The sequence below is a fragment of the Limosilactobacillus portuensis genome, assembly GCF_014838735.1.
Classification (GTDB): Bacteria; Bacillota; Bacilli; order Lactobacillales; family Lactobacillaceae; genus Limosilactobacillus; species Limosilactobacillus portuensis.
This window is the reverse complement of the sequence record NZ_JABUXQ010000025.1, coordinates 21,339-27,873: the sequence shown is the minus strand read 5'-3', so window position 1 is coordinate 27,873 and position 6,535 is coordinate 21,339. Positions and strand designations below refer to the sequence as shown.

At 38.0% G+C, this 6,535-nt stretch carries 12 protein-coding genes and 2 tRNA genes; all 14 read left to right on the top strand.

Annotation, left to right across the window (positions count from 1 at the left end):
- Positions 1–68 precede the first annotated feature (68 nt).
- The 14 genes from HUK49_RS11660 to HUK49_RS08460 all read left to right on the top strand — a co-directional run bounded on the left by HUK49_RS11660 (position 69) and on the right by HUK49_RS08460 (position 6,492).
- On the top strand, positions 69–248 hold the full coding sequence (locus HUK49_RS11660) for an ORF6C domain-containing protein (RefSeq protein WP_191913410.1): 180 nt from the start codon (positions 69–71) through the stop codon (positions 246–248).
- Positions 241–642 (top strand): hypothetical protein, encoded by a 402-nt coding sequence (locus HUK49_RS08520; RefSeq protein ID WP_191913407.1) that lies wholly within the window; start codon positions 241–243, stop codon positions 640–642. Before HUK49_RS11660 ends, HUK49_RS08520 begins: the two co-directional genes overlap by 8 nt.
- A 34-nt stretch (positions 643–676) precedes the next feature.
- Entirely contained in the window at positions 677–1,003 is a 327-nt protein-coding gene (locus HUK49_RS08515) for a hypothetical protein (protein WP_191913406.1), read from the top strand.
- Positions 1,004–1,017: 14 nt separating this feature from the next.
- Positions 1,018–1,215 carry a hypothetical protein gene (locus HUK49_RS08510; RefSeq protein ID WP_191913405.1) on the top strand — a complete coding sequence of 66 codons (198 nt, stop codon included), beginning with the start codon at positions 1,018–1,020 and terminating at the stop codon, positions 1,213–1,215.
- A 40-nt stretch (positions 1,216–1,255) separates the two neighbouring features.
- Positions 1,256–1,435, top strand: a complete 180-nt coding sequence (locus tag HUK49_RS08505) for a hypothetical protein (protein ID WP_191913404.1) — start codon at positions 1,256–1,258, stop codon at positions 1,433–1,435.
- 160 nt (positions 1,436–1,595) lie between these two features.
- Positions 1,596–2,423 carry a DnaD domain protein gene (locus HUK49_RS08500; RefSeq protein WP_191913403.1) on the top strand — a complete coding sequence of 276 codons (828 nt, stop codon included), beginning with the start codon at positions 1,596–1,598 and terminating at the stop codon, positions 2,421–2,423.
- The gene (locus HUK49_RS08495) at positions 2,423–3,211 is read left to right on the top strand and encodes an ATP-binding protein (RefSeq protein ID WP_191913402.1); all 789 of its coding nucleotides are present in this window, start codon (positions 2,423–2,425) and stop codon (positions 3,209–3,211) included. Before HUK49_RS08500 ends, HUK49_RS08495 begins: the two co-directional genes overlap by 1 nt.
- An 11-nt stretch (positions 3,212–3,222) precedes the next feature.
- Positions 3,223–3,546: a hypothetical protein gene (locus HUK49_RS08490; protein ID WP_191913401.1), complete on the top strand. Its 324-nt coding sequence runs from the start codon at positions 3,223–3,225 to the stop codon at positions 3,544–3,546.
- Positions 3,512–3,700, top strand: coding sequence for a hypothetical protein (locus HUK49_RS08485; protein WP_191913400.1), 189 nt, complete (start codon positions 3,512–3,514; stop codon positions 3,698–3,700). The genes HUK49_RS08490 and HUK49_RS08485 overlap by 35 nt, the downstream gene beginning before the upstream one ends.
- The gene (locus tag HUK49_RS08480; protein ID WP_191913399.1) at positions 3,700–3,960 is read left to right on the top strand and encodes a hypothetical protein; all 261 of its coding nucleotides are present in this window, start codon (positions 3,700–3,702) and stop codon (positions 3,958–3,960) included. The genes HUK49_RS08485 and HUK49_RS08480 overlap by 1 nt, the downstream gene beginning before the upstream one ends.
- Positions 3,961–4,135: 175 nt before the next feature.
- Positions 4,136–4,651: an ArpU family phage packaging/lysis transcriptional regulator gene (locus tag HUK49_RS08475; protein ID WP_191913398.1), complete on the top strand. Its 516-nt coding sequence runs from the start codon at positions 4,136–4,138 to the stop codon at positions 4,649–4,651.
- Positions 4,652–5,068: 417 nt separating this feature from the next.
- Positions 5,069–5,141: transfer RNA gene (locus tag HUK49_RS08470), tRNA-Asn, on the top strand.
- A 150-nt stretch (positions 5,142–5,291) separates the two neighbouring features.
- Positions 5,292–5,369, top strand: a tRNA-Trp gene (locus tag HUK49_RS08465).
- 472 nt (positions 5,370–5,841) lie between these two features.
- Complete coding sequence (locus HUK49_RS08460; protein ID WP_191913397.1) at positions 5,842–6,492, top strand: hypothetical protein; 651 nt, start codon at positions 5,842–5,844, stop codon at positions 6,490–6,492.
- Positions 6,493–6,535: the final 43 nt, after the last annotated feature.

Here is a 6,535-nt window from a genome sequence, read left to right as displayed (position 1 = left end):
TTTTTCAACTCTGATTTCATACAATCACCTCAAATAATTGATGAAACCAGTATAAAGAAATGTAGGAAATCCGACAATTTCAAATCGGTGATTTCCTACATTTTAAAACCGTTGTTAACATTCCACGATATAACGAGTTTCCTGCGAAGCGCTTCAATGATGGATTAAGGTTTGTTGAAACATGGCACCCTAAGCAGGAATTACTGATGGATATTGAAGAGCTTAATAAAGGAGTTAGCAATGACTAAAACACCACAGCAATCAGTTTATGAAATGATTAAGTATGTGTCTCCAACTATCGATAAACAAAGTTGGGAATTGCAAAAAGGATGGTTGTTTACTCTGGCGGATTTAATTGAGGAGTTAACGCCTCAACAATTTGAGCAAATATTCCCAATTAAGAAATACTTCAAAGGGTATAAATACGGCGTAAAAGACTACTTTAGTGTTGTTAATTGGATTGATGAACATATTGGACAAGATAACAAGATACCTAATGGAATTGAATTCTTGTTTGAATATCAAAACGATGTTGCAGATGAAGCAGCAATCAATGCCATGATGATTATTAATAAATTTCATCGACGACAAAACGGAAAAGGATTGATTGAAGATTTTTGGGAAACTCAGGGAAGTAAATAATCAACAACGATAAACCAAGAAAGGAGCTAATACGATGAGTGCATTACTTGAACTCGTTAAGGAGACACCGCCTGAGGACAGAAAGGCAGTTGCAGAATACCTGAAGCCGTATCTAGTGACTGAGAAGAAACCAGTAGTTGAACACTGGGTAAACATTGAAGAACTACGACCATATACACCTGGGAAGAAAGCTAAAGTGTGGATTCAGTTATATGTTTTGGATGCTTACCCAGAAACAAGAAAGTGGTCAACTAATCCACATCCCGGCAAGGGACGAGCAATAAAGGTTAACTTGCCAGTCGCTAGGAAATGGATTGAAGAACATGTTGATGTAATTGATTGGGATAAACCGATGCCATGAGGGGAGGTGAGGACATGAATATGAAATTACGTGATAGGTTGTGGCTTTGGACCAGTCAACATGTTGGTTTGCTTAATTTTATAGTTGCAGTTGTAATTACCGCTTTGATATGGATTGTTGGGTTGACACTGTCTTTTTCACCTAATGAGATTGGTGCGTTTTTATCAATACTGGCAATTATTTTAAGCGCTTTTACATTAGTCATTAGCTAATGTGTTGTAAGTAAATAATTAAATATAAGAGGTGAAATAAATGCAATTTCTTAAGGGATTTTTCTATGCAGGTTGTGGTTGTCTAATGACAATCTTCTACCGCGAGGGGATGGAAGTAGCGATGAGTTGGACGTTTATGATCTGGCTGCCATTTATTGCTCATGATTTAGCAGAAGCCATCACGCCACATCCAACAAAAAAGGAGCACTCGTTCCGCTAAAACGAATGCTCAAAGTAAATAAGTATATCAAATAGTATTACATAGTTAGTATATCATGCATCACTTGTGAAAGTAAGAGGTATATCAATTGGTAAGAATGAAAGAAAATAAAAGTAATTATGTAGCTGTTACCCACGCAAGTGAGATTGAGGTGTAATAGATGGCAATAATTAGGCAGAAACGAAAAGAAAGGTTCTCAATTGTAGATAACAAAGTAATTGAAGATGAACGGCTTTCTTTCAAAGCTAGAGGACTGTTAATATATATGCTTTCTAAACCTGATGATTGGAAGTTCCATGCTGAAGAGTTGGCTAAGCATAGTAGTAAGGAGGGACTTTCCGCTGTTCGCACTGCATTAAAAGAAATCGAAAAATGTGGATATTTAAGAAGAAAACGCGAACGGTCACCTAAGGGAACTTTTACTAGTCAGGATTGGTTACTAACTGATACGCCTTTAGTTGCACCACAAGTAGATTATCCACACGTGGTTTATCCACGTGTGGATAATCGCACGCTACCTAATACTGACTTTAAACCTAATACTGATCACACTAATAAAGATGATGATCAACCAGTCGAGGACGCATTTAATCTGGCACAGCTAGCCAGGATAAATGTTAACAGCGGATTAAATTTGCCAGTCTTTACTGACTACGTTAATCGTCTTGGTAATGAATTAGTCTGTTATGCAATTAGGCGGACTAATGACGTTGCACAACATCCTAGTTGGTCCTACTTAAAAACAGTTTTGAAATCACTAGAAGATAACCATGTCAAAACGGTAAAGCAAGCCGAAGAACTGTCTAAGAAGTATGGGCAGAGTCGAAGAGGTAAATCATCCCCCAAAAAAGCGGGCAAGAAACAACAGTACCATTTTGAAACTCGCAAAGTTCCAGATGGAGTGAGTCAAACCGAAGCAATAGCTAAAGAGCTGGCAGAGGCAGAAGCTGAAGATAGGGCAAAAGAAGCGAAAAGAGATGATGGTTAATGGCGTTTAAGACAATTGGAAATATCCTTAATAATCCTAAAGCATTAGAGATATTCCGTGAACATGGAGTTGATGTTGACCATCCAGAGCTTTGTACACTTCAAGCTAAAATCTACCGAGAAAGGTCTAATAAAGAGATTCAGATTGCTGGTGGTGGAGCTAAATACATCATGTTTGACAGTTTATGTTTATGGGAAGGCAAGAAAAAACTATCCGCTACCTTTGATAATTGGGATCCAAATCAACAGTCGAATTTAACGGTTGCAAGGAATTTAAAAGGCAATGCTGCTAATTTATCTAAGCTGATGAAAACCCACCCTAAAAAAATTGTGTTGTTCGGACCACCAGGAACTGGCAAGACAATGCTTTCACTGGCAATGATGAAGTATTTAAGAGCTGACGGAAAAACAACAATGTTCGTATCATCAACCGAATTAGTAAGCTTGTTCTGGCAGTCATATAAATACAAAGACGCCCAGGATCGTAAAGAAAAGATCCTGGACGCCATGGAAAGTGTCGACGTATTGGTGATTGATGACCTTGGAACTGAAGGCGGAGTTAACTCTGACAAGCCTGTTCAAAAGGACGTTCAGCAGGCAATTAATCAGATAGCTACCGCAAGATACGATACAAACAGTAATAAGGTACTCAAATCAACAATCGTCACGACTAATAATACACCAGATGAGCTTAGTTTGATATATGGAGGTAAGACGGTAAGCCGCTTGTTACCACATAATCCATACTATCAATTTAATTTTTCAGAACTTAACGATATTCGAGAATAGAGGGTAACCGAGTGAAAAAAATAAAATTTAATATTAATAACGTGGAGAGTGTTAATGCACATTTATCTGAGCTAAAAGAATTGACTAATACAGTTGATGATTTGTTGAGAAATATTGTTGAACCATTAGGAAATAAAAGATGGGATGACATTACCGATCACGAACGACTCATGACAGTATTTCAGTTAAATCGTGATTCAGGGAAGCTTACTACGTTATTAGGAATTATGAGAGATAAGCTGCTGGATGACGGTAAAACATTAGAACATGAAATTACTAATTATTACGGGGATAAGAGTAATGACCGACAAAGAATACAAAGAAAAACTTACTGAACTACGCAAGAAGCAGGCTGAACTAGACGAAGTTTACTATGACGAATCAGATCCGTGTGCATTTGACGGTGGGTGTATCATGGAGCTTCACCAATTAGCTGATGAGGCTCTAGCTTTAGCCTCGGGATACATTCTTAACGAAGGTGATATTTAATGTTACACAAATATAGAAAAATAGAGCCTGTCGAAGCTGAACAATTCGACGGCTCTGATGAAATGATGAAAAAGTATCATATTACCGATGATGGCTTTGGTGAAACATATACGTTTCGCTTAGACAATGAATGCATGCCGTTAAAGCGTGGTTGGTGGATTGTATATTTAGGTATGAGTGAAGTCTTTGGAATCACATTAATTCACTGGGAAACGATGACAGATGAAAAATTCCGCCGGACTTACGAGCGGTGCGACTAATGAGCATCTATGATTTATTAGGCATTGCCATTGCTGGTTCGATTGGCTTCGTCCTTGGTGTGATAGCAACGATTAAAGTGGATAGCACAAAGAAATAAAAAAAGCGCTCTACATGAGAACGCCCGGTTTGGTATAAAAATAAAGCAAATCAATTATATCACAAGGGAGAGTGCTAATGGTGGCGTTGTTTGATGAGTTAGACGTTGATGAAACCTATCGTGCTGTAAGATGGTTCTTCTATGAACGATTACCAGAAATTAAGCGAAAAGCTGGAGCATGGGGAGATTACAGCTCACCATCAGTTGACGGTATGCCTAAAGCGCCCTCTGCTGGTAATGGCTCTGAAAGAAGAATGATTAATCATTCCCGTTACGCAAGCGCCTTGTATGCTGTCCGGTATGCAATTAAAGGATGCAGCCTAACTAGTCAAAAGATAATTCAACTTAAATACATTGACGAGTTACCTAACTGGAAAATCAAAAATCAAATTGGCTATAAAGGCAATGGTACCTATAACAAATTAGTTAAGCAGGCAGCCTTAGAATTTGCAGATTGTATTGAACCGGCTTGTGACTATTATTCTGTTGAAGAAAAGATAATCCCAGACCTCCATGCTAAATTTGGGACAAAAATGGGCCAAAACGAGGCAAAAGAGGGGTCAAATTGGGGTCATCACGGGGCTACTTTATAAGCAATAATGGTATTGTCGAAAGAATAAGATGTGACCCGAGCACGAATGACTTCAGCATTCACGTCCTTAAACTGCTTAATAATACGACTTTATTGACTCTGACAGAGGAGTAGACGAGTTACTACCAGAACTCAGGATTCTCTCTGTTAAGCGTGTGGAAACGGGTAATCAAGCCCTCAGATGGTGGCAGGGGCCATAATCCACGTTGAGACTAGGTACTAATTAATCCAATTTTTTACGTAATGTACGGTTACAGTCTTCATAATAAAAACTCTTAAGATTTACAATATACCGGCTCTGCTAGTCTCACGGCAACCACGTTGAAATGACAACGAAAGAAGTTCGCACTCAACTTCAACGGCTTAACGAGTGCACATTATACTTGCGGCAAGGGGACAACTCCTTACGTAAGTTTACGCTGATGTGGGCCAGTGGTTGGCAAGTATTCCATTGAATTGGTAACACGGCGGTTCGATTCCGTCCATCAGCATTGAAGCGTACACTCGGAGCATTACACGAGTTCAGTAAAGTACGCAACAACTTAGATGATGTGAATGGCGTCCAGTAATGCCTAGTGGAAATGGCGCCCGTTATTCGTCTTGTAGTGCTAAGTTCTTTGACCTTCTTATAAGCACTACCTACGGGGATAAGTCAATTGGCTAGACGTGCGGCCCCCAAAGTCGTTTATCCAGGTTCAAGTCAAGTCCTGGTTCCCGTGTTGAAGCACAATAAATTGAAGGAGATGTTAAGCCTCCTCTTTTAATGTTTAACAGTGCTTCAAGCAGAGAGAGATGACACTCAATTCAATTTAAAGGAGTTGATAGTCACCTGCTTTTCACAAACTCTCTGTAGCTAACGTTCTCTGGTGAGAGCACAGGTGGAAATTTTATGCGATTCAACGGAAGCCTGCGCATGAAGTTCGGTTCGATTCCGGCTCTTAGCATAGTAAGCAATCATTAAGAATAACTACTATATTTTTAAACACGTCAACTCGATTGCTTACGAGCTTCAGCAAGCATCACAAAATATATTTAGAAATCAATATATTTGTGCAATGCAACATCGCTTACTGAAGAGCTTTTAGCGTGGAAAACTAAGAGCACGTCCGCAATGACGTTAAACTACATATACTTCACCTTGCCTAGCCTTTGGGGCTGGGCTTTTGTATTATATGTATGAGGTGAAGCAATATGAGAAAGTATAAGTGGCAACTAATATGGTTAACAGGAGTTGTTGCAATGATGTTTGCACATGTTGATTGGCATTATGCCATTGTCATCACAATTGGTGTGATAGCCTTTTTAATTATCGATTCTCCAGATATTAAGAGAATTGTAATGAACAATAAAGGTGTTGCATTAGAAAAGCAACAAGAAAAGATTGATAAAGCATTAGTTGAATATGATGAATTTAAGAAAACAATTTATCCTTTATTTGAAATGTTAATGACAAATGTAGTTTTTCATGACTATTTAGGTGTATCTTCAACTCCTGCTAATTTAATCGATTTTTTAAACAGGGTTGAGAAACTTCCTTTAGGAGTAGAAACCGATCCAAAAATGGCAAAACTAATTACTGCAATGAGAGTTAAAGTGATTGATGCCTTTACTCTACAACTTATGTTGATAAGACAAAATAGTAAACTCGATTCTAATCTTAATTATTGTATATCTGTTAATTCTCCGAGAATTGATGGTGGAGATTATCTCAATAGTAACGATGTGGTTATTGATTTTAAAAAGCTTGAAGAAAGTGGTAATGATTTTTCTGATAGTTTTAAGAGAAAACAATACATGGATGTTATTAAACAATTAAAGGATTATTATGATACTAATTTTTAAGAATAAGTCAGCTTAACAGCTGGCTTTTTTATTTGGAGGAATA